Genomic DNA, 24,749 nt, shown 5'->3' on the forward strand with positions numbered 1-24,749 from the left:
CTTGCTTCCAATTGAGAAACTGTTTAAAAATAAATTTAAACAGCTTCTAAGTCTGGAGAACTTTTTATTGTACGAATACAAATAAACTGGAAGCAAGTTCAATATTGAAATTAATCAGTTTGTTATTTTAAAGACTTACCATTATAGGTAACAGTACTCAAAACAGCTTTTGCTTTTGCAACCGCAGTTTCAGGAAGTGGTGCATAATGAACTTTTGTAGTTTCTTTTTGCGCATCAGCACTAATTGCCCAATCAATCAATTTTATGGTTTGAACAGCCTGATCAAGACTTCTGTTCTTGTAATTCTGCTCCTTGTAGATGATCAACCAGGTAAAACTTGAGATAGGATATCCATCAACAGCATCAGTGTTTGTTAAACTAACACGTGTATCGGCAGGCATTTCACCTTTTGCCGAAGCACTTACCGATTCAACAGAAGGCTTAATAAAGTTGCCAGCTAAATTTTGAATGCTTGCAACAGGAATGTCTTGAGCAAATGCATATTCCGATCCGATATAACCAATTGCACCAACAGTTTGGCTGATAGTTCCGGCAACTCCAGGATTTCCTTTTGCACCTATTCCAACAGGCCATTGCAATGCTTTTCCTGTACCAATTTTTTCTTTCCAATCAGCACTAACTTTACTCATGTAATCGCTGAAAATGAAAGTTGTTCCACTTCCATCAGAACGGTAAACTACAGTAATGGCTAAATCGGGTAAGTTAATACCAGGATTTACAGCTGCAATTTTAGCATCGTTCCAGTTTGTAATTTTACCCATGAAAATACCTTCCATCAGTTCAGGAGTGAATTTTAGTTCTGGTTTTTCAGGAAGGTTGTATGCTGCAACAACGGCACCCAAACAGGTAGGAATATGAAGAACTTTACCCGGCATTTCAGCCAATTTGGCATCGTTTAGAAATGCATCACTTGCACCAAAATCTACAATTTCATCTTTCAGACTGCGAATTCCTCCGCCAGATCCGATTCCACCATAAGTAACCAGCAAACCTTTTTCTGATGAGTAGTTTTTGAAAATTTTGTTGTAAAATGGTTGTGGGAAAGTTGCACCGGCACCGGTAATAGTTTCCGCTTTCTCAGCAGTTTTTGCTTTTTCTTTTCCTGAGCCTCCACAACCAGCCATAAGGGCAACAGCAATAACAGCGGTTAGAAGCAGTTGAAATTTTTTCATCTTTTTAAGATTTTAGTTTAGAACTATTGTTCTTGTATTTATTAAATTATTTATATTTCACTCTTAACAACAGAAGAGAAGCAAACTCCTCATCTTTTGGTACTACAATGTTATGAAGCTAACATTACAGGAATGTTACAGGAATGTTAAATAAACGTTACATCTTTTAAGTTTCTGAATAAGAGGGCATAATCTCTTGTTTTTTCGAGAATAAATTAAAAATGTATCATTTTCAGGAGTGATTTTATCCCGTATGGAGATTGAATAATTTGTAGCATCAACTTTAAAACTCAATATATTGAACTATTAATTCACATTTTAAATGAAAAATAAATTAAATGTAAAAGTTGATGTGCAGTTGGCTGCAGAATTGATCCGGAATTCGGGATCGATGATTGCATTTACCGGAGCCGGTGTTTCTGTAGAGAGTGGAATTCCTCCTTTTCGGGGCCCGGAAGGCCTATGGAGCCGATACGATCCGCAATGTCTGGATTTGGATTTCTTTCATTCTCACCCCAAGGAATCATGGACAGCCATTAAATCGATATTTTATGATTTTTTTGGAAAGGCAAAATTTAACGAGGCTCATCGGGTGTTGGCCGATTTTGAGGCAAAAGGACTGCTAAAGGCACTTGTAACGCAGAATATCGATAATTTGCATCAGATGGCAGGATCTAAAAATGTTTTGGAATTTCATGGGAACTCTCAGAAATTGATTTGTCCGCATTGCAGGAAAATCTATTTGCCCGAAGAAGTTGACTTGAATGTTTTGCCACCCAGATGCGTGGCAGACAAGCAAATATTGAAGCCCGATTTTGTGTTTTTTGGTGAAGGCATTCCCGAAGCAGCTTACCGCAGATCACTTTTGGCAGCACAAAACGCCGATGTGGTATTAATTATAGGAACCACGGGAGAGGTGATGCCTGCTGCTATGATTCCTGCCGAGGCAAAGCAGGCTGGTGCAGTAATTATCGAAATCAATACCGAAGCATCCAATTATACCAATCAGATTACGGATATCTTTTTAAAAGGGAAAGCGAGTGAAGTGTTGCTGGAATTGGAGGGGTTGATTTAGCGGAAGAATCGCACAAAAAAATAGAATTGGGAACTTGTGATAAGGAATAAGGAAATATTTCTGCTAAGAATAGCCAGTGAGATAAAGCTGGAATTAGAAGACTTGATTCAGCAGAATAGATAAGTTACCGCTTTGATTAGTTGGGTTTTGTTATCGGAAAATTAAATTGTAAAATCTACAGTAAATCCCGAAAGGGCGTTTCAAAATCCCAATTCATAAAGTAAAATAGAGGAAAATATTTTATATTTGTTTTCGATTTTCGAATACAAGTGTGATTAATCACAGTTTAAGTTGTTGGAAATCTTAGTTTTAAAAACCGGATAACCCGGGTGTTGTATTGAAAGTAAAAAATCAAAATAGAATTTCATGAAGTTATTAGAAGGAAAAACAGCTATTATTACCGGTGCATCCCGTGGTATTGGTAAAGCAGTTGCAATCGAATTTGCAAAGCAAGGTGCTAATGTTGCTTTTACTGATTTGTTCTACAATGAGCAGGCAATCGAAACTGAAAAAGAAATTGCTTCTTACGGCGTAAAAGCCAAAGGATATGCATCGGATGCAAGTAATTTTGCTGATACTGACAGAGTAGTTAATGAAATTGTAGCAGAATTTGGTGCAATTGATATCTTGGTTAACAACGCTGGTATCACTAAAGATACTTTGTTAATGCGTATGACCGAAGAGCAGTGGGATATGGTAATCAACGTGAACTTGAAATCTGTATTCAACTTTACCAAAGCAGCTCAAAAAACAATGTTGAAGCAACGCAGCGGGTCTATCATCAACATGAGTTCTGTTGTAGGTGTTAGCGGAAATGCCGGTCAGGCAAACTATTCAGCTTCTAAAGCAGGAATTATTGGCTTTACAAAATCAGTAGCTAAAGAATTGGGTTCCCGTGGAATTCGTTCCAATGCAATTGCTCCGGGTTTTATTATCACAGAAATGACAGGAAAACTTCCTGAAGATGTTGTGAAAGAATGGGCTGGTAAAATTCCTTTGAAAAGAGGCGGTACTCCTGAAGAAATTGCAAAAACATGTGTTTATTTAGGTTCCGATCTTTCTTCATACGTAACCGGACAAACCATTCACGTTTGTGGTGGTATGAACATGTAAGAAATTACAAAATCATATTTCAAAGCCATCCTTCGGGGTGGCTTTTTTGTTTTCAATCCCTGTAAAGGAGGGACAAAAGTAAAATCTGGCTTGTGCCAGGTGCTCACCAAACTATTTTTTGATAGTCTGGCTTGCGCCGGATGCTCACCAAACTGTTTTTCGATGGTCTGGCTTGTGCCAGGTGCTCACCAAACTATTTTTTGATGGTCTGGCTTGCGCCGGATGCTCACCAAACTGTTTTTTGATGGTCTGGCTTGCGCCGGATGCTCACCAAACTGTTTTTTGATGGTCTGGCTTGCGCCGGATGCTCACCAAACTGTTTTTTGATTGTCTGGCTTGTGCCGGATGCTCACCAAATTTTTTTTTGATAGTCTGGCTTGTGCCGGATGCTCACCAAACTGTTTTTTGATTGTTTGGCTTGCGCCGGATGTTCACCAAACTGTTTTTCGATGGTCTGGCTTGCGCCGGATACACTCCAAACTATTTTTTGATTGCGGAATGGAAATGTTTTTGCTTAGCGCATCGCGAAAAGGAAGAGGATTATACCAATTTAATTTCAAAATGGACTTTAATTAAGAAACTGTTTAAAAATTTATCCTTTAGCTTTTTTATAAGCCAAAAACCTCATAATTGCGTTAAATTATCTTTAAATAGAACCACTATTCGCATCAAATTTGCCTTATTCTGAGTCTTTTTTCTTCGATAAAAATTTCTAAAAATAAATTTAAACAGCTTCTAAAATGAATTAATTTTTAGCTGTACCGAGGCAAAAAAATAAAGCACAGCCATGTTGCGATGCATCTTTTTTAACGAAGATATAGCTGAAAAGAAAACATTTTATAAGGTGTGTTTTGATGTTAATTTGGTAGTAAATACAATTCACTACATTCATTTTACAGTTGAGTTCATTTTATTTTTCATTCCAATAACTATTTCGGAATATTGTATCGTAGAAAAATTACAAAAGACATACAAACAACAACTAATACTTACGATATGAGAAAGTACATTCAGTTTTTACTGGTAATGGCAGCCATAATACTGCTTCCGGCTTACAATGGTTTGGCGGTTAAGCCCGATAAAGAAATAACGATTAGCTGGAATTCGAACTGGAATCGTGAAAATCTCAAGATTTCAAGCAACGGAGATATCGAATTTAATGATTCTTATACAGATATTATTTCGATATCGGATGGCGGATATCTGAAAATCAGTATGGTGAGTTTCGGAATGAAACGAAAGCTATACGTAAGTTCGGACAACGGACGTGTTGCTTACCGATACTTTGAAGGAAATAAGGAGGTGAATTTTGAACCCAAAGGCCGGGAATGGATGAAAAAGGTATTGCCTGATGTAATTCGTAATTCGGGATTGGATTTGGAGAACCGTGTTAATAAGATTTATCAGAAGAAAGGCATCACCGGCTTTTTATCGGAACTTGAGAAAACCGACAGTGACTATTTTAGTTCAAGAATGGTTGAATATCTTTTGAAGAATAATAAATTGAACAAGTCGGAACTGCAAAATTTGCTGAGGGAGTTTCCTTACCGGATTGATTCTGATTACGAGTTGTCTCAGATTTTTAAAAAGTACAATCCTGTATTTTTGCAAGACGCAGAAGTCTCGGCTGAATTTTTTCAAAGCCTGGCAGAATTATCCTCAAACTACGAATTATCTCAGGTGTTGTCATCTGTTTACAAACTGAATGATTTAACCAACGAAAATTTCACCTTTTTTATCGGTGCTTTTGATGACATTTCATCGGATTACGAAAAATCCAATTTAATGAAACTGGCCTTGCATGATGACAGGCTGACCAATGAACAATTAACTGTTTTGCTAAAGGAAGCGGAAGACCTTTCATCGGACTACGAAAAATCCCAGATTATTAAGTCGTTGCTGAACGCAGACGGACTCTCAACAAAGAATCTGAATGAAATAATTGAACTAACTCACAGCTTATCTTCCGATTACGAAAGGACACAAATTATTGGTACAATGATCAAGAGAGGTTTGCTGAATACGTCTAATCTGGATGAATTTAATGAATTGATTGAAGAGATATCATCAGAATATTCCTATACGCAAATATTAAATGAGTTGATTGGTTATGAGGCCTTAGGCACCGAGCGTTTTAACTACTTGATAAAAGCATCCGATAATATTTCTTCTTCGTATGAACTAAGTAAGTTTTACAATTCGTTGTTAAATCAGGAGGAATTGTCAGTAGAACAGCAGTTGGAACTTATTTCAAAATCTGAGAATATTTCTTCCAATTACGAATTGGCTCAATTCCTGACCAGAGCAAGTCAAAAAATGGATTTAAGCAATGAGAAAGTTTATGATGCTCTTATTAATGCGACTCAGGAAATTAGTTCTGAATATGAATATGGAAAAGTTATGAAAGCGATTTATTCTCATCGGAAAGACAGATAAGCCGGTTGTTGTAGCTTAATAGGATGATCAACAGTTTATGAATTGTTTTTGGCATGCAATTACACAATTAGAACGAAATTGAGGTTGTAAAAGTTTGATTTCTGACTGCTTGCCTTACCTTTAGCAGGTATTTATACCAATTTAATTTCAAAACAGACTTTAATTAAAATGAATTAATTTTTAGCTGTATCGAGGCATAAAAGTAAAGCACAGCCATGTTGCGATGCATCTTTTTTAACGAAGATATAGCTGAAAAGAAACATTTTATAAGGCATGTTTTGATGTTAATTTGGTAGTAAACTAAATAGAATTAAAATCCCATACGTACCAATGAATAAATACTTACGTTTTTTTATCATCAGTCCTGTTCTTGGAATTTTGTGCTATATGCTGGCTTTTTATGGTCATGCAGGCGAATTGCCTGGTGCCGAATTTAAATTCAACGGCTATGTGCCCAGCGCCATATTTGGTTTGTGGGCCGGCTTTTCGGCATTGGGAATCGGGCAGTATTTAAACAGGAACTTTAACTGGCGTCAAAAACATGCGCTTCGTTTTTTAATTCAATGTGTTTTGCTGTATGTGGTAGGTTTGGTACTGGTGGCAATTTATTCCGAAATGTTTTTAATATCGCTGCGGACCGAACTAACTTATACCCAGTTTTGGTTGATGTATAAAGATGAATTCTTTAAATCGGTCATCATTCTTTTTATTCTCGTATTTGTTTATTCCCTTTTGGATTTTGTGGTGTATTCTTACAATCAGATGAAGGAAGAGGAGATTCGCTCGGCAGAGATGATCAACAATCAGCTTAATCTGCAGTTTGAAGCGCTAAAATCTCAATTGGATCCTCACTTTTTGTTCAATTCCCTGAATACAATTTCTTCGCTGCTTTATAAGAATACCGAAAAGGCGGAACGCTTTATCCGTATGTTTGCCGAAAGCTATCGCTTTATATTTAAGCAGAACGATCAGGCATTAATTCCTTTGCAAAAGGAGTTGGATTTTGTGCAGGCCTACAATTATTTGCTGGAGGTCCGGTTTCAGGAAGCATACGAATTAAAGATCAACTTACCTGATGCTGTTTTAAAAAGCTATGTTCCCCCTTTAAGCGTGCAGATGCTGGTTGAGAATGCAATTAAACACAATCTGATATCGCAAACAACACCTCTGGCCGTGGAAATTGATTCGGAGAAGAATTATTTGTGCGTTCGAAACAATATCAATCCGTTGCGGGAGCAACCGGAATCATTTCAAATTGGCATCGAAAATATTCGAAAGAGATACTCTTATTTTACCGATGAAACGATTCTTCTGGATAAAAATGAACATTTTAAAGTCAGTTTACCACTGATTTCTCAATTGAAATAATTGAGATGCAAAACCAAAAGAACAGCTGTTAACTATGAAGACTAATTATTTAAACCATCTGCTTTACAGGATATTTGCACCACCCTTGGTTGCTGTATTCGTTTACCTGCTGATATTACTAATATTCGACCGGCTCTCTGAAATTGGAAACAATTTTAGTCCGGAAGAAGTCCTCTTTTTGGGAATTGTGACTTTTGCCTTATTCGAAGTATATCGTTTTTGGATTCATCAAACAGAGAAAATCGGCTATTTAAAAGAACGGGTTTTGCTGAAATCCTTTTTCCTGTTTATGGGAAGTTTTATCATCACAATCATTCTTATTTTCGCTTTCTTTTCTCTCTACTTCATTTATTTTCTGGGATTAAGTGAGTTTAGGGCCGAATTGACCTCTTTCCTTATTGTATTTACTTTAGTTGGTATTTTGTATCATCTTTTTTATCTGAGTATCCGGTTTTTAGATCAGCAAAAGGTGCTTCTGCTGGAGAAAGAGGAAATGAATCGGAAAAATATTGAATTTGAACTGCAGGTGTTTAAAAATAAGATTAATCCCGATTTCTTATATCAGTCACTTGAAAGTGTAATTAGTCTGATTCGGAAAAAAGAAGTTGATCAGGCAGAAAAATTCATCGATCATCTGGCTTTATTTTACCGGCGGATATTAGGGAACAGATACTCTGAAATTATCTCGCTTGAAGAGGAAATTCAAAAGGTTGATCAGTACATACTCATCAGAAATAACAAATACAACAACAACTTTATTGTCAATTGGAAGATTGAATCATCTCTAAAAGATATTCATATTGTTCCCAATACTGTTTTGCAGGTATTGCAAATGATAGAATATTACCAAATGGTTGATTTAAATACCAAATTGGTTGTTGATGTGAGCGAAAATGATGATTATATTGTATTTTATTTTTTGTCTTCGGAGCGGTTAACTCCGGTTCCCAAATTGAATATGCAGATGAAGACTCTAAAAAAAGCCATTGGGTTTTATTCAAATAAGGAGCTTGTTTGGGATAAAAAGAGTGAATTCACCCAAATTTACATTCCGAAAATTAATTTAGAAGATTAGCAAATTACTAAACCACATATCCCTGTTAACCATGAATGTAGTTATTATAGAAGATGAAGTATTGGCCGCCGATAAGTTGGAACGTTTGCTGCACAAATACGATCCCAAAATTAAGGTGATTGATCGGTTCGATTCAGTTACTGATTCCTCCATCTGGTTGGGAAACCCATCGAACAAAGCTGATTTGATTTTTTTGGATATCCATTTGGTTGATGGATTGAGCTTCGAAATATTTAATAGAGTACAGGTGCAAACACCTATTATTTTTACTACTGCATACAACGAATATGCTTTGAATGCATTTAAATTAAACAGCATCGATTATCTGTTAAAACCGGTTACGTTTGATAATCTGTATACCAGTTTGAAAAAATTAGAGCACCTTAAGGAATCATTGACAGGAGCCGGGAATATGAGGAATTTTGAGGAGTTAAGCAATGCTCTGGCTACTATTCAAAAAAATTACAAAACACGTTTCATGGTGAAAATCGGCGAAAAACTAAGATCCTTTAAGGCAGAGGATATTTCTGTTTTTTATGCCGATGGCAGAGACGTGTTTATTCTGTTGAAAGAAGGCAACCGCTACATTATCGATTACAAAATGGAAGAGCTTCAGGATTTGTTGAATCCGGAGCAGTTTTACCGGATCAGCCGCTCCTTTATCGTTAACATCAATTCAATAAACGGTGTTTCGGTTCACTCCAATTCACGACTGAAAGTAGATTTATCGCAGGAATTTGACAGGGAATTGATTGTAAGCAGAGAAAAGGTTGGCAGCTTTAAAGATTGGTTTAACGGTGCCGGATAGTTGGCTTCTGATTTGACACAAAGCTCGATATAGCCTTCTGTTTTAAATGAACAGCAAAACTAAAATGCTGACATCGATATTCTGTACGATGGATCGTAAAATTACAGGACAGTGAACACGAATTAGTTTTTTGTTTGGAAATTAAAAGCCGGAAATTTTTGTATTATGAATGTTTAGACTAATTTTAAATAAGAAGTTTGAATATTCACTAAAAAATAATGATTTCCATGAAAACTTTACAATCAAAAATTGGAGCAGGCCTTCTAATCTTGTTTATGCTCTTGCTTGGGGCTTCATCAAAAACGTATGCTCATTGCGAGATTCCCTGCGGAATTTATGCTGATTCTCTTCGGATCATCATGTTGTCGGAAGACATTGAAACCATTGAGAAAAGCATGAAAAAGATTACCGAATTATCATCTTCAGAGAAAGTAGACTACAATCAACTGGTTCGATGGATCACCAATAAAGAAGATCATGCCAATAAAATTCAGGATATTGCTACCCAGTATTTTATGTTTCAAAGGGTAAAAGTTTCAGATGATCCTAAAATAATGGCTAAAAATGCAGAACTTCTGGCTGTTCTTCACGAAATTTGTGTTTATGCAATGAAGTCTAAACAAACTACAGATCTAACATATGTTGAGAAGTTAAAGCAGGCAGTTCAAGAGCTTTCTCATTTGTATTTTGGAGAGGAAGAACATCATCATCATTAAAAATATATGGTGTTTCACAAATCCCTTTCTTGCACAGGAAGGGATTTTTTCAATATATACAGATTGTAAAAGGGACGTGTTTATTTAAAATAGAATGAATTAAATTCAGATTCTAAAATTAGTATTACAATGAGTGATTCAATTTGGTGTTTCGAGAATATTAACCTTTATCAGGTTCTTTGTCCGCATAAGTTAAAGGAGTTTGGAAAAGATCATTTTGAAGGATTTAAGAAAGGAGATTTTATCTATTTTCCCGAAGATGCTTCTCAATCAATTTTTATGGTGAGTAAAGGAAAGGTGAAAATTGTTTCTTATAACGAAGATGGAGAGGAAGTTGTGAAGGCTATTCTAGGGAAAGGAGAAATATTTGGAGAAAAAGCTCTGCTGGGAGAAGAAAAACGAAGTGATTATGCACTGGCCTGCAGTGAACCCACCGAACTGTGCCCAATGAGATTGTCGGATATGTATCAACTAATGCGTACAAATGAAAAGTTTGGCTTTTCAATTTACAAACTGATAGGTGTACGGATAAAAAAAATGGAACGGCGTTTGGAAGCTCTCCTTTTTAAGGATGTTAGAACCAGATTATGCGAGTTTATTAAGGAGATGGCCGATGAAAGTGGAACTATGGAGGGCACAGAACTGGTTGTGAGTCATTTTTTTACTCAAAAAGATTTTGCAGATTTAATTGGAACAAGCAGAGAAACCGTTACACGCTTATTTAATGAATTGAAGGAAGAAGGAATTATTGATTATTCAAGGAAGGAAATAAAAATTTTAGCGAAAGAAAAATTATAAAGACTTCATCTTTTTTCGCAAATGTGATATGGCTTACATTTTATGATTGTTGACGATGCTAATTTTGGTATAGAGTAATAATCAAAAAATGTAAAAAGATGAAAAAGATACTAAGTTTAGCCACAGCAGGCGCATTGTTATTCTCAGCCTGCAATTCAGACGATGATGTTGTAATGAATCCACTTCAAAAAGGAGTTTTCACAGTTCGGGTGGAAAATATTCAAACAGGTAAAGATTTTTTTAGATCGGGTACATCTGATGCTGTTGGGCCTGGTGGATCATTAAGTTTTAGCTTTAATGCAGGAAAGGGTTCCCGCCTTTCTTTCGCTGCAATGTTGGCTCAATCCAATGATTTGTTTTATGGTTTTGCTGATACAGGATTAGCTTTGTACGATGCAAATGGAGATCCTGTAACAGGCGACGTAACTTCTGAAATTATGCTTTGGGATGCAGGAACAGAGGTAAATCAAGAACCAGGCGCAGGAGCCGATCAGGCTCCCAGACAAGCAGGTGCAAATACTGGAATGGATGAAAACGGAACTGTTAGATTGGTTGCCGATGTAATGGATGGATACACCTATCCGGCAAATTCTGAAGTAATTCAGATGAGTTTGGCTCACGATGGTGGTTCTGAATTTACAGTCACCATTAATAATGTATCCGACATGTATGCCTTCCAGTCTCCAATAGCACCAGGAGTTTGGGTAGTTCATAATTCAGGAATGCCTGTTTTCACAGCTAATCAGGTTGTAGCAAATGGTTTGGAAGGATTGGCAGAGGATGGAGAGAATGCCGGTACAGGTATGTTTTTAGCTGATAACAGTGGATATGTTTCCCCTTTTGCTCCCGGTGTATTTTCGGTAAGCACAGTTGGTTACCCATTGTTCATAGATGGTGAAGTTCAAGCGGGTAATGGTTTGGAAAAATTGGCTGAAGATGGCGATCCCGGAGATTTAGATACCTATTTGAACGGTTTGTCTTCTGTTGTTGGTCACGGTGTTTTTTCGGAACCTGTGGGACAAAGTGGCGGAGCGCCTATATTCCCGGGAGATGCTTTCGAATTTACTTTTGAAGCAACCGAAGGCGATTATTTAAATCTGGCAACGATGTTGGGACAATCAAATGATATATTTGCAGCTTTTGATGATATGGGAATTGCTTTATTCAATAATGGAACTCCGGTTACCGGAGATGTAACATCGATGTTAAAATTATGGGATGCCGGAACCGAGGTGAATGAATACCCGGGTGCAGGTAATAATCAGGCACCAAGACAAGCGGAACCGAATACCGGAGATACTGAAGAGGTTAAGGTAATGCAGGTGAATGACGGATTTACGTATCCTGCAGTAAATGATTTGCTTAAGGTGACAATTAGTGCCAACTAGAATTTGAATTACAGGGGTTTTCACATGGAGTGAGAATCCCTTTTTTTATTCCTTTTCGAGTAAGATATAGGCACCAAAAGTTTTATTTTGAAATGGACTTACCAATGGCAGATATCCATTTACCCATTTTCCATCCTGAATTTCAAGTGGATGTTTCTTCATCATTTCCAAATGGAATAGGTCGAAACTTGCTTTGAATTGATTAAAGATTTTAAAATTGCCTTTCGAGCCCGAACGAATATTTTTGTTTAGAAAAAGAGCCAAAGTACTCATGTTGTACCGAAGATTAATCTCCAGGCAAGGATGAATTCTCAGCTTTTCTTCACGATCTAAAACCAACATACAATCAACTCCAAAATAACCCGTATAGTTGGTTGCTATATCCGAATCTGCAAGCGTTTCCGACATGCAGGACTCCAATTCATGAATGTATTTTCCGGTCAATAGTTTTTCCATTTTGCTTGGAATACCCCCCAGATAGTTACTCAGGTATTGTCCTTTCGAATCAGTTTCAAAAAATCCCAAACCCAAATAATTCACTTCACCCTTCCCATTGCAATAGTATTGAAGCGAGAAATCGAATAATTTATTAAAAAAAGGTTCAACCATTACATAGGATTGTGAGGCAAGTATCCCATTAATCGATTGAATAATGGATTCATTTAAGCTGGCGTACCGAAGAATCTGTATGCCTCTTCCTGCAGAACTTAATGGTGCTTTAATTACAATTTGTTTCCATTTGCTCATTAGGTTTTCTACCTCTAAAACACTGGTGCAGACTTGTGCTGTCTGATCGGGATCAATAAACAGTGAGTTTTTTCTGCGGTTAATAGCATCAGTTCCAATTTCAAGAGCTTTTTTACGACTGTACAAATCACGATGTTCTGCTTTCCAACAGGCATTTGGTTGATTTAAAAAATCAGGACTGCAAGACTTTTTAAATGGTTTAAAAATGTGATGAATTCTTGGACTCCAGCCCCACGGATGAAGACTGCCTTTTGGCATTTTAATAAAATCAGAGTCTGCTAATGCTGCGCTTAGTGGTTTGAAATTAGGGATGGTTACACCTGCGTTTATCAGCAGATCAATAAATTGCGGGTCAGGCAATTGATGAACCAATACTGTATCCATTTTATCTGCAAAAAACATCGGCAATACATCCAGATCCTGCTCAAACTTTGTTAAGATTTTATTGGGCATAAAGCTAACCGTTCCGTTGGCAATGGCCATTTCGCAGGTAGGATTGTAAATAAATATTTTTGGAGAAATTTCAGTTGGCATCATTCAAATTCATATCTTTTTAATTTCACAAAAGTAGGTGAAATCTGCTTATCTTTGGTTTTCCAACATAAATTATAAATATGATTTTTCCCAATAAACTTGTGCATGGTCGATTAATAAAGCGATACAAAAGATTTTTAGCTGATGTTGAGTTGGACAATGGGGAGATTGTTGTTGCTCATACATCGAATTCGGGCAGTATGAAATCTTGTCTGGAAGAAGGAGCTGAGGTCTTCCTGACCTTTGTTGATGACCCCAAACGTAAAACCAAGTATACCTGGGAGATGATCCGGATTAACAAATCTTGGGTAGGAATTAATACAGCTGTTCCTAATTTATTGGTTTACGAAGCCGTCAAAAATCAAGAAATTGGTGCTTTGAGAGGATATTCGTTCGTAAAAAGAGAGGTGAAATTTGGCGATAGCCGCTTTGATGTTTTTGCATCGAATGAGGAGGAGGAGTGTTTTATCGAAGTGAAAAATGTGAGTGTGAAAGTGGGAGAGTATGCACGTTTTCCCGATGCGGTGACAATTCGGGGTAAAAAGCACCTGAATACATTAATGCAGGTAAAGAAAGAAGGCAAAAGAGCTGTGATGGTTTATGTGATTCAACGAACCGACATCGATAAATTTGCTCCTGCATATGATATCGATCCTGATTATGCCACAACATTAAAAGAAGCTTACGAAAATGGAGTGGAGGTTTATCCCATCCGGGCAATTGTAACGCCGGAAAGAATAGAATTAAGAGAACTACTGCCTTTCGAATTGGAATAAAGGCGTAATTACTTACTTTTGCCAGCCTAAAGAGATAGAACATGAATGACAAGGCACAAAACGAATTGGAAAGATATCGCGAACTAAGAAATGAAGTAAGCGAATTGAGTGAGAAGTTAGCCAACCTGCATAAAGATGAAATGGCTTGCAAAAAAGGTTGTTCGGAGTGTTGTATGCATTTTTCAGTTTTACCGGTGGAGTATTTCAGCATCTTGCAGGAATTGAAGGCAAATCCGCCAAAAGAGTATCAGGAACTGGATGAAGAAGCTGACGACTGCAATTTCCTGATTAATGATTTGTGTCAAATCTACCAATCCAGACCTTTTATTTGCCGCACACACGGACTGCCTTTGTTATTTATGAGTCCCGAAGGCGATGACTGGGAATTATCAACTTGTCCGCTTAATTTTACCAATTTTGAGGATTTTCACAGCGAAAATACATTTCTGCAGGACACCTACAACAGTAAACTATTCTTAATCAATCGGGAATTTGTTAAGAATTATGAAGCTGAAAAGTTTGGTGATTTTGATATGATATCTATAAATCGTTTGGTTACGTATTTGAAAAAATAGAAGCTGTCTGTTGTATAACCGGCAGCAGTTAAGAAAATCTTATTTTTTCTTCAGGGAGTTGCTTTTTCTGCGCCGGGAAAACAAAAAGTGCCGCCGATAACTGTAGCTGTTTGCTCAAGGATCGGAACACTCAATTTAGGAAAAATGGATTCTCTCAGATTGATCACAACATTTTCATTGGAAGTCCGATTGCCGCGAAATAGGTTCGACGGGGTGAGAGTATTTGGATTTTCCTTTAAAACAGGTTCTTCAAGATCAGAGAATGTGCTGACCAAAGAGTCACAAATCAATAAATTGGTAATAAAACCAAAGTCTCCTCCGTCTTTTAGTAAGCCTAAATTATATTTAGGTGTCACTGCAAAGTGATATCCTTTATTTTTTGGGTTCGTATTTTTGACTGCATCTGCAATCGGAAATCCATTGTACCATCCTGTATTTGATTCAAATTCCCATTTTTTAGGAAGGATATTGAACATCGTAACTCCGTAATATTCCATTCCCAGTATTCCATTTTCCATCGTTCCCGCATTGAATGGGAGAAGAAGCGATGTTATCGAATCAGGCAAGCAGTACAAAATACTGTCGGTTGTTGTTTCATTGTAGGTAATAATTTGCACATTGATTGGGTTTGGATTGTTTATTTTTATCTCAATTTTTATCGATTTTCGATTATTTTTCAGCTCTGTTCTCAGTTGATCAATTGAGTTTGAGATTGTATAGGCAACCTGATATGATTCTGAAATAGTACCGGTATTTGGATTTATTGTTTTCATTCCACCATTTGCGTTTGTCGGATTACAGGTATTCTCTGTAAGTTGATATAATGCCCATCGACCTTGAGGAATGGAATCACTTAGTTGTTCCGTTTCGCCTGTATTATAATATATATTATTGAGCAGATTGGAATAAGCGTTTGGAAATCCGCCTGCATGGGATAGTGATGCTAAATATTTTGAATCTTCTGATGGTTGTACCCGTGCACTTACATAGTTGAATGTTCCTTCATTGAATATTCCATTCATATTTTGGTAGTACCATTTTAAACTACCTTGTGACGGGTATTGAATAAGAGTTATCTGTTCCTGATAGAAGGAAGCAATTCCTTTGTTTATTGCATCCGTAAGAATAGGGTAAAGCGATTCTGATACCTGATGTAGTGTTGTATCCGTATCATTTTTTGTATTGTTACACTGAGCAATTTCATATGTGTCCGTTTGAAATGAAAGAGCAACAGATGCCAGAAGGGGAAGTAAAAGTATTCTTACTATAGATTTAGTCATCTCAAATATTCTTTTTACAATATGGATAGAATCTATGTAATATGTGAAGACCCGCTGAAAAGCAGGTCTTCTATAGTATTACCTGCATAGTGGAAACAGGTATTTGTTACAACAGCTGATTAAGCACCTGGATTTGTAATTGCACCTCCAATAGCATATGCACTTTGCTGCAGTTCAGGAACACTAACAATAGCATCCGAAGCAGAGAATGTAACTTTAAATGAACTGTTGTCAGAACTTTCTTTGAAAGAGCTTTTGTAAACTCCTTGACTAAAGCTTCCTAGTTTAATAAAACCAAAAAGTGTCAGATTTCCCGATGCATGTTCTTCCCAACTTTCTTTGAATTTTCTGAAATTTGCATTTCGATATGTGATTTCAACGGTTGGGTAGTTAGCAATTAAAAGGTTGTTTAGCATACCAAAGTTTCCACCATTTTTAAAAGTGTCCATATTGAAGGGCGGTTTAATCACAAACTTAAATCCGCTAATATCCTTTTCTGCGTTAACTACCGCTTGAGAAATTGGATCAGCATAATACCATCCTTTTTCAGTAGCTTGCTGCCATGCTGTAGGACCCATTGGTATCATTGCATATCCTTCCCACTTCATTGAAACGGAACAATCAGTACTTGTTCCTTCAGCTTTCGACATGTCGTATGAACCTCCGCCTGAGATTCCGAATTTCAACCAGGAACCAACACTAAATCCAGCCTGACCTTCAATATGTACATTCATTTCGCTTCCTGAAGCTGAATGTGTTTCCATTTTAATTTCAATGGTACGGCCTTTATTTTGCAGGTCGTTTGAAATCTCCTGTTTTGATTTGTTGATACTATACCCAACATTAAATTTGTCAGAAATTACTCCGGTATTAGGATTTACCGTTTTAATTCCTCCATTTTTTTTATCTGGAAACTCAGTGCAATCTTTTAATGATGTAAGTATCCACGAGCCGTTTTGCAGTGCATCTTGCAAAGCATTTACCGGACTCATAATATTTAGATAGATAGAAACGTCTGAAATTACCTGATCACTTGATGCAGGGCGGTTAGGCAATAATTTTTTTAAGTTTCTGGCCTCAGTCATTTGGGTATAGCTGATTGGGCTTTCGCCTGCAGCTTCTTTTCCACTCCAAACACTACCAAAAATATAACCAATAATGTAGTCCAGTTTGGTTTTCACCTTCACTTTTTCCATCTCTTCAGCAGAGATGTTACCGTAACAAGTTTGGTAATCAGAAACGACTGTTCCTCCCTGTGTCGAAGCATTTTTTGTTGCTTGATCCAACCGTCCTTGATCTTTGGTGTTCAGCGAGTACATTATTGAATTCAATATTTGAATATAAGCGTTTGGAAAACTTCCTGGTGATCCAAGCTTAGCAGTGTTTGTAATATCCCCGGGAGCTACGACTGAATTAATGTAATTGTAGGTTGATTCGTTAAAGTCGTTATTCATGTTTTGCCAGTTCCATAAAAAATCTCCTTGAGAAGGATACTGAATTGGATACAATGGTGATTTGAAAATTGAAGCTACCGCATCCTGGGCTTTTTTTTGCAATTCTGCGTAGAATTCATCTCCACCGGTTTGACTGTTTGCAACTAGTGTGGCAACATTCTCCATTTCTTTTGTTGAGTTTTTCATAAAATTGTCTTTTTTTTATTTTTTTTGATGTTACAGATGGATCTTATTATCCATAACATGCCACAGAGTTTCTGCGGACTTTGTTTAATCTGTTTTAAATGATTTGGAATCGATGATTTAATTGTCCAGATCATTTTAATTTTATGCATACCATAAATCGGTAACATTAAATTATATTAGTGTAATAAAAATGTTATTTAATGTTAAAAATTAATTCGTTCGTCACTGTCTGTCGGTAAATATTCTTAAAAAGCATTTATGAAAAAAAAATATATGAGTGAAGAGCCAGGAATATTTAGTGGGGAGTATAAAAAATTGAGTAAAGCGAATTGTTGGATAGTATTTTTTTTGATATTCAAAGTTTTGCACGAAAATTCAATGACGACTTCGATTTATAAATCCGTTAAGGCCAGAAGAATTTAAGGCTATTCTTTTTTGAGAAGAAAAATGTAATATTGAACTAAAACATTGTTCTGGCTTTTTGCCGGGATTTGTTTGAATATAATTTCATTGCAGGGTAGTTTTGAGATAAAACCAATGTTGCTGAAAATAAAAATTTTTGGAATTAAGCTAAATTCTGTTGTAACTTACAAAGGGAGTAGTGGCTTAATTCTTAAAATTTCAGATTATGGCAGAAACGAAAAATAATCCAGCAAATGATTTATTAAAGAAAGAGATTCTTAACATTGCTTTAGAAATTTTTGTGCGTGATGGCTATTTCTCGACAACAGGTGCTATGATTGCCGGTGAAGTTGGTATTAGTGAGGAAAAGTTATTTTCTCTTTTTAAAACGAAGGAGAATTTGCTTCACACAATTGTTGCTGAGGCAGTACATCTAATATTTGATGGAGTGGATCCAAATCAGGATGGTAAATTGCAGGAGGTTGAATTGCTTTTTTTTATTAACGATTATTTTGATTCTGTTGAAAAAAATCTTGATTTCTTTCGCCTTTTTTATTCTTTGAGACTTCAGCCGGGGGTGGTTGACCAGTACAAACATGAATTGCACGAAATCGTAAGTCCGAAATTAAATATAATTAGAAAATATTTTAGTAAAGAAGGTACTGAAAACCCCAAGATGGAAACACGTTTTCTGGCCTCGATGCTCGATGGAATTGCGATGAATTTTGTTTTGGAACCTGATGGGTATCCAATTGATGAAATGCAGCAGAAAGTTTTGAATATGTACATTAAAAAAACCGAATACGAAGATTAGATTTTATTCAATCTGAGATTATAAATAAAAAAGAATCCGGTTCATATCGTGAACCGGATTCTTTATGTTTTTGCAAATCTGCTAAAGACAAATTGCCTTTAGTCAAGAATTTATAAATTATTTTAAACCGCGTTTGATTAATAAAGCATCAATATTTGGTTCAGCACCTCTGAATCGTTTATATAATTTCATTGGATCTTCAGTACCACCTTTGGCTAGAACGTTATTACGGAAAGCTGCAGCAGTTTCTTTGTTGAATAAACCAGTTTCCTTGAACGCCTGAAAAGCATCCGAATCCAATACTCCAGCCCAGATGTAAGCGTAGTATCCTGAAGAGTATCCACCGCTAAAAATGTGAGCAAAGTAAGTAGAACGATATCTTGAATAGATTTCAGGAATCAAGCCAATTGATTTCAGGTAATCATCTTCAAACTTTGTAACATCGATATCCTGAACTTCAGATAAAGTATGATATTTCATATCCAACAACGAAGCAGCAAGGTATTCAACAGTAGCAAATCCTTGATTAAATTTACCGGCATCCTGAACTTTTTTAACCAATTCAACAGGAATTACCTCTCCGGTTTGGTAATGTTTGGCATACAATGCCAACATTTCAGGCTCTAGACACCAGTTTTCCATTACCTGCGATGGCAGTTCAACAAAATCGCGTGATACTGCAGTACCGGAAAGAGTGTTGTATTTGCATCTTGAAAGGAATCCATGCAAAGCGTGGCCAAATTCGTGGAATAAAGTTTCCACTTCATCAACACTTAGCAAAGCTGGCTGATCGCCTACAGGCTTGGTAAAGTTACATACGTTGCAGATAATTGGAGTAATTGCATTTTCTGTTTGCCAACCTGATTGTTTGCGGAAGCTGTTCATCCATGCACCACCACGCTTCGAAGCTCTGGGGAAATAATCTAAATAGAATATTCCAATATGAGTTCCATCTGCTTCCTGCAGTTCCCAGGTCTGAACATCCTTATTATATTTTGAGATATCATTTCTTTCGATGAAATTGATTCCATAAAGGCGGTGAGCCAATTCGAAAGCACCATCGCGAACGTTGTTAATTTCGAAATATGGACGAAGTTCAGACTCATCTAAATTGTATTTCGCTTTCTTTACTTTCTCAGCATAGTACCACCAGTCGTAAGATGCCAGTTTGAATTTACCACCTTCTTTGTCAATCACTTTTTGCATTTCAGCAGCTTCCAGTTTTGCATTTGGAAGAGCAGCATCCCATAGTTTATTCAATAATTCGAATACTTTCTCAGGAGTTTTTGCCATATTCTCGGCAAGAATATAATCTGCATGACTCTTAAATCCAAACAATTGAGCTTTTTCTACTCTTAGGTTAGCAATTTCTGACAATACTTTTTTGTTGTCGAACTCATTGTCGTTATTACAACGGTTCACATAACCCATGTAGATTTTTTTTCTTAATTCGCGATTATCTGCGTACTGAAGAAAAGGAAGCATACTTGGCTTGTCTAAAGTGAAAGCCCATTTTCCTTCTTCTCCTTTTGCAGTTGCGGTTTCAGCGGCAGCTGCTTTAACAGATTCCGGAAGACCAGCTAAATCATCTTCATTATCAATAAGCAATACAAATGCATTGTTTTCTGCCAATTGGTTCTCTCCAAACTGTAGAGTTAATAATGATAATTTTTCATCGATTGCACGAAGTTTTGCTTTTTTACCGGCATCTAAATCAGCACCACCACGAACAAATCCTTTGTATGTTTTCTCTAGAAGAGTATTTGCTTCAACGTCTAAGTTTAATGCATCTTTTTGCTCATAAACAGCTTTAACTCTTTTAAACAAATTTTCGTTTAGGTCGATATCAGCACCATATTTTGTCAATTCAGGAGCCAATCTTTTCGAAAGAGCCTGAATGGAATCATTGGTATCCGAACCCGAAAGATTAAAAAACACATTGCTGACTTTAGTCAACAATTGTCCGGCTTTATCCATTGCTTCGATCGTATTTTCGAAAGTTGGTGCTTCAGTATTGTTGGCAATAGCATCAATTTCTGCACGACCCTGCTTCATGCCTTCCATGAAAGCCGGCTCGAAGTGCTCAAATTTAATTAAATCAAATGGAGCTGTTTGGTGAGGAGTGTTGTAGTCTGCAAAAAACGGATTTTCAGTCTTTTGCTCACTTTTGTTACTATTGCAGGCGGTTAAACCCATACCTGCAACAAGTACATAAAGAAAAGTCTTTTTCACGTTGTTAGGTTTAGTATTAGTACTTATAGAATGTTTGCCTGCCAAATTAGTAAAATCTGACTGGTTTTCCTTATGATTTGTTTAGTTTTCGCAGCATACTTGCTGCAATTTAGAATTAAAATGTTTGGAATGTGAAATGAATAAGGGGAGGTTTTATACTTTGGATATTGGGAGATAGAAAATCTGGTTTAAACTAATTTTTTTCTGCAATTTTTTTTATTTGAATTCATTTTTTGCTTTCCAGAGTCCCGGTTTGCACTCTTTGGTGAGAAGCTTAAGTAAAATGCGATCCATAAAACGAATAACACAAACGAAGTTGAAGTGAATTTATTTAAATAGAATCCTTTTATTGAGAAAATAATTGCATTTTGAGGATCTTCTTGTAAGTGAAGAATCTGAAATTTTTTTCCAATAGGATATTCAACATTCTCAGGACCTTTTAAGGTAAATTGCTTTTGATTGGCTTCGTAGGCAATAACGGAATAAAAAGAGAGTAACATGCCGGTATTTTCTTCTACTATTTTTACTACAATACCTTCTGTTTTCTCCCCATACACTATAAGTTTCCAATTTGCATAAATGGGAATCAGTAATATTAAAATTGTAATAATAAGAAACCTTGAACCAGAAATCTTCATTGCATGGAGCTATTTATTATCACTAAATATAAGGAAATTTGAACAAAAAAAGAGACTGCCTCTCAATAAGAAAAACAGTCACTTTTTTTTGTGTATACTTTCAATCCTTATTCAGGATAATTCAAATTCTCGTCAGTTAGATGCTCCAAAACCTCAGTTTTGAATTTGTTTGATTCCCATTTAGCCATAGGTAAATCGTGGCTCATGTAATTTCCACATTCTATCTTGTTTGTTCCTGGAATTTCGCCGTTAAAATCAGCCATAAAATCAAACATTTCCTGAGTTACCTTTACGATATCTTTTGATTCCAAATCGCCGTTGAAAATTGCATAAAAGCCGGTTCGACATCCCATTGGGCCAAAATAAATTGTACGGTCTGCCCATTCTTTATGGTTTCTTAAAAAGGTAGCACCCAAATGTTCCATGGTGTGCATTGCCGGAATATCCATTGCCGGTTCCTGATTTGGCAATTTGGTTCGGATATCGAAACTTGTTAATGTTTCTGCTCCAACTTTATCCTTACGGGATACATAAATCCCTCTTTTCAATTTATTGTGGTCTACTGTAAAGCTCTGTATCTTTTCCATTTTTTCTTTTTTTATTTCTGATTTCCTAACTCACGTACCATTTCTGTCACCATTTTGGCTGAATTTACGGCAGCTATTTCAACAAATTCCTGATATTCCATTGCATTCTCTTGTCCTGCAATATCCGAAATAGATCGGATAACCACAAATGGAATATCGAACTGGTAACAGGTTTGTGCAATTGCGGCACCTTCCATTTCAACAGCTTCGGCTGCAGGGAATAAAGTTTTTATCTTGTTGGTTGCTTCGGCATTATTCATGAATTGATCACCGGTTAGAATAGTTGCTTTTTTTGTCTGTAAATCGGTTAATTGGTGAACCGATTTATCGGCCAAAGAAATTAATTTCTCATTGGCAGCAAAACTTGCCGGCATTCCGGGAACTTGTCCTGTTTTATAACCAAAAACAGTGCAATCCATATCATGATGAATAACCTCTTCGGATATTACAATGTCTCCAACTTTTAAATCACCGGGAAAACCTCCCGCAGCACCTGTATTAATAATATAATCAGGTTTAAAGTTGTCGATGAGTAAAGTGGCTCCGATAGCTGCATTTACTTTTCCAATTCCCGATTGAAGCAAAACAATTTCAACATTGTTTAAAGTACCCGTATAGAATACAAAAGAGCCCTTTTTCTGTTCTTTTCTGTTGGACAATTGATTGCGAAGTTTAACTACTTCGACTTCCATTGCACCTATAATTCCAATTTTCATTTTTTGTGTATCAAGTAGTAAGTATCAAGTACAGAGTACAAAGATAATATTGCTGTTTTAAGTAAGTGGGCAAAGTTAAAAAACAATGCAGTTTTAAACGTATTAATCAGAATTTTATTGATCCGTTTTTCTCTTATCCGAAGATAGAACTGTTGATCTGATAGTTTAGAGATTGATATTTTTAATTAACTTCATCATTCAAATAAGAAAAAGTTATTGAATGACCTTAAAACAATTAAAATACGCTTTGGCCTTAGGCCGTTTGGGAAGTTACATCGGTGTTGCCAAATCTATGGGAGTATCGCAGCCGGCTGTTAGTTTGCAGATACAGGCCTTAGAGGATGAGTTGGGTATTATTCTTTTCGATCGGTCGACCAAAAATGTGGAACCGACCTTAAATGGAATTGCTTTTTTGGAAAAAGCACAACTTTTGGTGACAGAATCGAAGCAACTGGAAGATTTTGCCATTCAATTGTCTGAAGAAATTCAGGGAGAGGTTTGCCTGGGCGTTATTCCAACCTTATCACCATTTCTTGTGCCTTTGTTTATCGATGAGTTGAATAAAAAGTATCCCAGGATTAAAATAAGGATTCAGGAGGCAATTACCGAAGATATTTTGCGGGGAATTAAAACCGGAACTTTTCATGGTGGAATCATCTCAACACCAATTGAATTGAAAAGTAATTTGGATTTGGCTCCCTTATTTTACGAGCGATTTTATTTGTATGTGTCAGATAAACATGAGTTGTTTGCTCAGGATAAAATAGACATTAGTAAATTGGATTTTTCGGATGTTTGGTTGCTAAGAGAAGGGAATTGCTTTATGGATCAGGTGACTAATATTTGCAGTATTCAATCGAATCAGAACGGAAATTTTGTTTATGAGAGCAATAATATAGATGCACTTCGAAGAATTGTTGAATACAAAGGAGGAATTACTTTTTTGCCGGAACTTTCTACTTTGATGATTCCTTCGGAGCAGGAGGAAATGATAAAGGAGATTAAAGGGAGGAAGAAGGTGAGAGAGGTGACTATGGTTTCATTAAAAACAGAAGTGAGACGAAATCTGTTAAATGTAATTAATCAGGTTATTAAAGATAGTGTTCCTTCGCAAATGCTTAGTGGAGAAGATAAGGAAATTGTAAAAACTAATTTTATAGAAAAATGATTGCTAAAACTAACGGGACACCGTATTATGCTGTTATATTTTCATCAATAAAAACAACGGCTGATAATGGCTATTCAGAAATGGCTGAATCTATGATGGAATTGGCCAAAAGACAAGCAGGATTTTTAGGTGTTGAATCAGCAAGGGAGGAGACTGGAATAACGGTTTCTTATTGGGAGAGTTTAGATGCAATTAAAAAATGGCAGGCACATCCCGCTCATCAAATTGCTCAGGAAAGAGGCAAAGAGAATTGGTACGAAAAATATGCTGTTCGAATCTGTAAGGTGGAATCGGATTATTTTTTCGAGAAATAGTGTTTCGGATTCATAAATGTAACCCAAATCCCTAAAGGGGATTTAGGGGTGAATGCTGTAAAACGAGCCTTATTTCTTCGAAAACAAGCCTACTACCCAAATAAGAACAATAGCTCCTACTGTTGCAGATATAAGCAAACCAAAGAATCCATTTAAATGTATCCCAAAAATACCAAAGATTGTACCTCCTATAAAAGAACCAATAACACCTAAAATCAGGTTGATTATCATGCCATAACCACGACCTTTTAATAAAATGCTCGCAATCCATCCGGCTACAAGTCCAATTAGTAAAAAAATAAGATAGTTCATGTGTTGAGAATTAGTGCCTTATTAAATTACTAAAATTTCTTAAA

General features: G+C 36.4%; 23 protein-coding genes. 14 read left to right on the forward strand and 9 right to left on the reverse strand.

From position 1 onward, the window contains the following. Nucleotides 1–122 precede the first annotated feature (122 nt). Entirely contained in the window at nt 123–1,193 is a 1,071-nt protein-coding gene (gene pstS, locus GQR60_RS09820) for a phosphate ABC transporter substrate-binding protein PstS (protein ID WP_124992753.1), read from the reverse strand. Between the two features lie 322 nt (nt 1,194–1,515). On the opposite strand from pstS, the gene GQR60_RS09825 reads away from it, so the two are divergent. From GQR60_RS09825 to GQR60_RS09865, 9 genes are all read left to right on the forward strand, one after another. Beyond that, nucleotides 1,516–2,268 (forward strand): SIR2 family NAD-dependent protein deacylase, encoded by a 753-nt coding sequence (locus GQR60_RS09825; RefSeq protein ID WP_124992754.1) that lies wholly within the window; start codon nt 1,516–1,518, stop codon nt 2,266–2,268. Between the two features lie 366 nt (nt 2,269–2,634). Beyond that, nucleotides 2,635–3,381 carry a 3-oxoacyl-[acyl-carrier-protein] reductase gene (gene fabG, locus GQR60_RS09830; protein ID WP_101307946.1) on the forward strand — a complete coding sequence of 249 codons (747 nt, stop codon included), beginning with the start codon at nt 2,635–2,637 and terminating at the stop codon, nt 3,379–3,381. 996 nt (nt 3,382–4,377) lie between these two features. Next, a complete protein-coding gene (locus tag GQR60_RS09835) occupies nt 4,378–5,817 on the forward strand; it encodes a hypothetical protein (RefSeq protein ID WP_124992755.1) in 1,440 nt (479 codons plus the stop codon). A 330-nt stretch (nt 5,818–6,147) separates the two neighbouring features. Continuing rightward, the gene (locus GQR60_RS09840; RefSeq protein ID WP_124992756.1) at nt 6,148–7,185 is read left to right on the forward strand and encodes a sensor histidine kinase; all 1,038 of its coding nucleotides are present in this window, start codon (nt 6,148–6,150) and stop codon (nt 7,183–7,185) included. Between the two features lie 34 nt (nt 7,186–7,219). Beyond that, nucleotides 7,220–8,260, forward strand: coding sequence for a histidine kinase (locus GQR60_RS09845; protein ID WP_124992757.1), 1,041 nt, complete (start codon nt 7,220–7,222; stop codon nt 8,258–8,260). A 31-nt stretch (nt 8,261–8,291) separates the two neighbouring features. Beyond that, nucleotides 8,292–9,068, forward strand: coding sequence for a LytR/AlgR family response regulator transcription factor (locus GQR60_RS09850; RefSeq protein WP_101307942.1), 777 nt, complete (start codon nt 8,292–8,294; stop codon nt 9,066–9,068). Between the two features lie 227 nt (nt 9,069–9,295). Continuing rightward, the gene (locus GQR60_RS09855) at nt 9,296–9,784 is read left to right on the forward strand and encodes a superoxide dismutase [Ni] (RefSeq protein WP_124992758.1); all 489 of its coding nucleotides are present in this window, start codon (nt 9,296–9,298) and stop codon (nt 9,782–9,784) included. 129 nt (nt 9,785–9,913) lie between these two features. Further along, nucleotides 9,914–10,582, forward strand: coding sequence for a Crp/Fnr family transcriptional regulator (locus GQR60_RS09860; protein WP_124992759.1), 669 nt, complete (start codon nt 9,914–9,916; stop codon nt 10,580–10,582). A gap of 98 nt (nt 10,583–10,680) precedes the next feature. Continuing rightward, nucleotides 10,681–11,970 (forward strand): spondin domain-containing protein, encoded by a 1,290-nt coding sequence (locus tag GQR60_RS09865; RefSeq protein ID WP_124992760.1) that lies wholly within the window; start codon nt 10,681–10,683, stop codon nt 11,968–11,970. A gap of 45 nt (nt 11,971–12,015) precedes the next feature. Here GQR60_RS09865 and GQR60_RS09870 read toward each other — a convergent pair whose 3' ends face one another. After that, complete coding sequence (locus GQR60_RS09870; protein WP_124992761.1) at nt 12,016–13,254, reverse strand: hypothetical protein; 1,239 nt, start codon at nt 13,252–13,254, stop codon at nt 12,016–12,018. Between the two features lie 77 nt (nt 13,255–13,331). On the opposite strand from GQR60_RS09870, the gene sfsA reads away from it, so the two are divergent. Together sfsA and GQR60_RS09880 are read left to right on the forward strand one after the other, a co-directional pair. Further along, nucleotides 13,332–14,027, forward strand: coding sequence for a DNA/RNA nuclease SfsA (gene sfsA / locus GQR60_RS09875; RefSeq protein ID WP_124992762.1), 696 nt, complete (start codon nt 13,332–13,334; stop codon nt 14,025–14,027). 41 nt (nt 14,028–14,068) lie between these two features. After that, nucleotides 14,069–14,602 (forward strand): YkgJ family cysteine cluster protein, encoded by a 534-nt coding sequence (locus GQR60_RS09880; protein WP_124992763.1) that lies wholly within the window; start codon nt 14,069–14,071, stop codon nt 14,600–14,602. A 50-nt stretch (nt 14,603–14,652) separates the two neighbouring features. Here GQR60_RS09880 and GQR60_RS09885 read toward each other — a convergent pair whose 3' ends face one another. Next, a complete protein-coding gene (locus GQR60_RS09885) occupies nt 14,653–15,882 on the reverse strand; it encodes a hypothetical protein (RefSeq protein WP_124992764.1) in 1,230 nt (409 codons plus the stop codon). 119 nt (nt 15,883–16,001) lie between these two features. Then, nucleotides 16,002–17,522, reverse strand: a complete 1,521-nt coding sequence (locus GQR60_RS09890) for a hypothetical protein (RefSeq protein ID WP_124992765.1) — start codon at nt 17,520–17,522, stop codon at nt 16,002–16,004. A 628-nt stretch (nt 17,523–18,150) separates the two neighbouring features. Between GQR60_RS09890 and GQR60_RS09895 the strand changes: the two genes are divergently transcribed. Further along, a complete protein-coding gene (locus tag GQR60_RS09895) occupies nt 18,151–18,738 on the forward strand; it encodes a TetR/AcrR family transcriptional regulator (protein ID WP_124992766.1) in 588 nt (195 codons plus the stop codon). A 117-nt stretch (nt 18,739–18,855) separates the two neighbouring features. Here the strand turns inward: GQR60_RS09895 and GQR60_RS09900 are convergent, their stop codons facing one another. From GQR60_RS09900 to mtnN, 4 genes are all read right to left on the reverse strand, one after another. Then, the gene (locus tag GQR60_RS09900; RefSeq protein ID WP_306598441.1) at nt 18,856–20,970 is read right to left on the reverse strand and encodes a M3 family metallopeptidase; all 2,115 of its coding nucleotides are present in this window, start codon (nt 20,968–20,970) and stop codon (nt 18,856–18,858) included. A 188-nt stretch (nt 20,971–21,158) separates the two neighbouring features. Next, a complete protein-coding gene (locus tag GQR60_RS09905) occupies nt 21,159–21,608 on the reverse strand; it encodes a hypothetical protein (RefSeq protein WP_124992767.1) in 450 nt (149 codons plus the stop codon). A 107-nt stretch (nt 21,609–21,715) separates the two neighbouring features. Next, nucleotides 21,716–22,195 carry an S-ribosylhomocysteine lyase gene (locus GQR60_RS09910; RefSeq protein WP_101307932.1) on the reverse strand — a complete coding sequence of 160 codons (480 nt, stop codon included), beginning with the start codon at nt 22,193–22,195 and terminating at the stop codon, nt 21,716–21,718. A gap of 11 nt (nt 22,196–22,206) precedes the next feature. Further along, nucleotides 22,207–22,911, reverse strand: a complete 705-nt coding sequence (gene mtnN / locus GQR60_RS09915) for a 5'-methylthioadenosine/S-adenosylhomocysteine nucleosidase (RefSeq protein WP_124992768.1) — start codon at nt 22,909–22,911, stop codon at nt 22,207–22,209. 220 nt (nt 22,912–23,131) lie between these two features. On the opposite strand from mtnN, the gene GQR60_RS09920 reads away from it, so the two are divergent. Both GQR60_RS09920 and GQR60_RS09925 read left to right on the forward strand, forming a co-directional pair. After that, nucleotides 23,132–24,079 carry a hydrogen peroxide-inducible genes activator gene (locus GQR60_RS09920; protein ID WP_124992769.1) on the forward strand — a complete coding sequence of 316 codons (948 nt, stop codon included), beginning with the start codon at nt 23,132–23,134 and terminating at the stop codon, nt 24,077–24,079. Further along, nucleotides 24,076–24,393, forward strand: coding sequence for an antibiotic biosynthesis monooxygenase family protein (locus GQR60_RS09925; protein ID WP_124992770.1), 318 nt, complete (start codon nt 24,076–24,078; stop codon nt 24,391–24,393). Before GQR60_RS09920 ends, GQR60_RS09925 begins: the two co-directional genes overlap by 4 nt. A 69-nt stretch (nt 24,394–24,462) precedes the next feature. Here the strand turns inward: GQR60_RS09925 and GQR60_RS09930 are convergent, their stop codons facing one another. Then, complete coding sequence (locus GQR60_RS09930) at nt 24,463–24,705, reverse strand: GlsB/YeaQ/YmgE family stress response membrane protein (RefSeq protein WP_101307928.1); 243 nt, start codon at nt 24,703–24,705, stop codon at nt 24,463–24,465. Nucleotides 24,706–24,749: the final 44 nt, after the last annotated feature.

The organism is Labilibaculum euxinicum (genome assembly GCF_009795715.1).
Classification (GTDB): Bacteria; Bacteroidota; Bacteroidia; order Bacteroidales; family Marinifilaceae; genus Labilibaculum; species Labilibaculum euxinus.

Excerpts from the sequence above, each read along its gene's own strand:
- GQR60_RS09845 (WP_124992757.1), top strand. The coding sequence starts at position 7,220 with ATGAAGACTAATTATTTAAACCATCTGCTTTACAGGATATTTGCACCA.
- GQR60_RS09880 (WP_124992763.1), top strand. The coding sequence starts at position 14,069 with ATGAATGACAAGGCACAAAACGAATTGGAAAGATATCGCGAACTAAGA.
- GQR60_RS09920 (WP_124992769.1), top strand. The coding sequence starts at position 23,132 with ATGACCTTAAAACAATTAAAATACGCTTTGGCCTTAGGCCGTTTGGGA.
- sfsA (WP_124992762.1), top strand. The coding sequence starts at position 13,332 with ATGATTTTTCCCAATAAACTTGTGCATGGTCGATTAATAAAGCGATAC.
- GQR60_RS09885 (WP_124992764.1), bottom strand. The coding sequence starts at position 15,882 with ATGACTAAATCTATAGTAAGAATACTTTTACTTCCCCTTCTGGCATCT.
- GQR60_RS09925 (WP_124992770.1), top strand. The coding sequence starts at position 24,076 with ATGATTGCTAAAACTAACGGGACACCGTATTATGCTGTTATATTTTCA.
- GQR60_RS09895 (WP_124992766.1), top strand. The coding sequence starts at position 18,151 with ATGGCAGAAACGAAAAATAATCCAGCAAATGATTTATTAAAGAAAGAG.
- GQR60_RS09860 (WP_124992759.1), top strand. The coding sequence starts at position 9,914 with ATGAGTGATTCAATTTGGTGTTTCGAGAATATTAACCTTTATCAGGTT.
- GQR60_RS09905 (WP_124992767.1), bottom strand. The coding sequence starts at position 21,608 with ATGAAGATTTCTGGTTCAAGGTTTCTTATTATTACAATTTTAATATTA.
- GQR60_RS09930 (WP_101307928.1), bottom strand. The coding sequence starts at position 24,705 with ATGAACTATCTTATTTTTTTACTAATTGGACTTGTAGCCGGATGGATT.
- GQR60_RS09850 (WP_101307942.1), top strand. The coding sequence starts at position 8,292 with ATGAATGTAGTTATTATAGAAGATGAAGTATTGGCCGCCGATAAGTTG.
- GQR60_RS09825 (WP_124992754.1), top strand. The coding sequence starts at position 1,516 with ATGAAAAATAAATTAAATGTAAAAGTTGATGTGCAGTTGGCTGCAGAA.
- GQR60_RS09835 (WP_124992755.1), top strand. The coding sequence starts at position 4,378 with ATGAGAAAGTACATTCAGTTTTTACTGGTAATGGCAGCCATAATACTG.
- GQR60_RS09910 (WP_101307932.1), bottom strand. The coding sequence starts at position 22,195 with ATGGAAAAGATACAGAGCTTTACAGTAGACCACAATAAATTGAAAAGA.
- GQR60_RS09855 (WP_124992758.1), top strand. The coding sequence starts at position 9,296 with ATGAAAACTTTACAATCAAAAATTGGAGCAGGCCTTCTAATCTTGTTT.
- GQR60_RS09890 (WP_124992765.1), bottom strand. The coding sequence starts at position 17,522 with ATGAAAAACTCAACAAAAGAAATGGAGAATGTTGCCACACTAGTTGCA.
- pstS (WP_124992753.1), bottom strand. The coding sequence starts at position 1,193 with ATGAAAAAATTTCAACTGCTTCTAACCGCTGTTATTGCTGTTGCCCTT.
- GQR60_RS09865 (WP_124992760.1), top strand. The coding sequence starts at position 10,681 with ATGAAAAAGATACTAAGTTTAGCCACAGCAGGCGCATTGTTATTCTCA.
- GQR60_RS09840 (WP_124992756.1), top strand. The coding sequence starts at position 6,148 with ATGAATAAATACTTACGTTTTTTTATCATCAGTCCTGTTCTTGGAATT.
- GQR60_RS09870 (WP_124992761.1), bottom strand. The coding sequence starts at position 13,254 with ATGATGCCAACTGAAATTTCTCCAAAAATATTTATTTACAATCCTACC.
- mtnN (WP_124992768.1), bottom strand. The coding sequence starts at position 22,911 with ATGAAAATTGGAATTATAGGTGCAATGGAAGTCGAAGTAGTTAAACTT.
- fabG (WP_101307946.1), top strand. The coding sequence starts at position 2,635 with ATGAAGTTATTAGAAGGAAAAACAGCTATTATTACCGGTGCATCCCGT.